This window comes from Dietzia sp. DQ11-71 (assembly GCF_014144995.1).
Classification (GTDB): Bacteria; Actinomycetota; Actinomycetes; order Mycobacteriales; family Mycobacteriaceae; genus Dietzia; species Dietzia kunjamensis.
Genome location: NZ_JAALDT010000524.1, coordinates 1 through 1584, shown reverse-complemented (window position 1 = coordinate 1584; position 1584 = coordinate 1). Strand labels below are relative to the sequence as shown.

Genomic DNA, 1584 nt, shown 5'->3' with positions numbered 1-1584 from the left:
CCGCTGCAGGGCCCGCAGGAACAGGGCGGCGGTGATCACGATGCCCACTAGCGCCACTGCGGTCACCGGGGCCACGGCCACGCTGCCGGCGAAGATCTGGAACTCGGCTATGAACCCGGAGAACCCGGGCAGGCCCAGGGAGGCAAAGGCGCCGATCGCGAACAGCGCCGCGTACCGCGGGGCGGGGCCGGCCAGCCCGCCATAGGAACCCAGGTCGTAGGTCCCGGCCCGGCTCTGCATGACCCCGGCCAGCAAGAACAGGGCGGCGGTGATCAGTCCGTGGCTGACCATCTGCACCATCGCGCCGGTGACCGCCACGGACCGGGCCTGCTCGGCACCCTCCACCAGCAGCCCGGCCGCACCCAGGGCCAGGACGATGTAGCCCATGTGGTTGACGGAGGTGTAGGCGATCATCCGCTTGAGGTCGGTCTGGGCAAGCGCCACCAGTGCGCCGTAGAGCACGGAGACGATTCCCACGGCCACGATCACCCAGGCCCACGCCCGCCAGACCTCGGGCAGCATCGGCATGGCGATCCGCACGAAGCCGTACGCGCCCATCTTCAGCAACACCCCCGCCAGGACGGCCGAGCCGGCGGCCGGGGCGTCGGTGTGGGCCGGGGGAAGCCAGGTGTGGAACGGCACGGTGGGGGTCTTGACGGCCAAGCCCACCAGGATCGCCGCCAGCACCAGCCCCCCGGCGAGCGGCTCACCGGCCAGCGGGGGTGCGGCGACCAGCTCGGGGATGTCAAAGGTGTGGGGCGCCGAGAACACATACAGCCCGATGAAACCCAGCAGCAGGGCCAGCGACCCCAGGAACGTGTAGAGGAAGAACTTCAGCGCCGACCGGGCCGCATTGCCGTGGCCCCACCCGGCGATGATGAAGTACATTCCCACGATCGACAGGTCAAAAAAGACGAAGAACAGGATCAGGTCGGCCGAAACGAACACGCCGAGGCTCATGCTCTGCAGGAACAAAAATAGCGCCGCCTGCACGCGCGGCCGGTCCGAATCCCGCAGGCAGTACACAGCGCACGCCAAGAACACCACGACCGTCATCGCCACCAGCGGCAGGGACAGCCCGTCGATGCCCACGTGGTAACTGCTGCCCACCCCCGGGATCCACGGCACCTGCTCCTCGAACGCCAGCCCGTTCGGTCCCGGGTCCTTGTAGCCGGCCCACACCGCGGCAACCAGCAGCACTTCCAGCACGCTCACCGCTATCCACGCCCATCGCGCGGCCGCCGGCCCGATCGCCGGCACCGCGGCCAGGACGGCGGCGGCGGCCAAGGGGAGAAAGACGATCAGACTGAGCATGCTCATCCCATCACTGCGTAGACGGTCCAGGCCACCACGGCCACGGTGAGCACCGCGACGGCCTGCAGGAGGTACTGGTGGACGGCCCCGGTCTGCGGGGTGCGGGCCAGGTGCCCGAGTCGGCGAACCCAACCGGCCAGGCCCTCGACGGCGCCGTCGACCACGGCGTCATCGAGGCGGGCCGCGCCCTGCCCGGCCGTATGGGCGGCCCGTGCGGCTGCTCCGACTCCGGCGTCGAGGACCTCGTCGTCGAACCGCGCCACGGACCGT

At 70.3% G+C, this 1584-nt stretch carries 1 protein-coding gene and 1 pseudogene; both read right to left on the bottom strand.

The window, feature by feature from the left end; genetic code table 11:
* A partial coding sequence (locus G6023_RS15595; protein ID WP_182636391.1) for a complex I subunit 4 family protein occupies positions 1 to 1314 on the bottom strand: 1314 nt, incomplete at its 3' end.
* A gap of 2 nt (positions 1315 to 1316) precedes the next feature.
* Positions 1317 to 1584 (bottom strand): annotated as a pseudogene (locus G6023_RS15590) (NADH-quinone oxidoreductase subunit L); the annotation flags it as partial.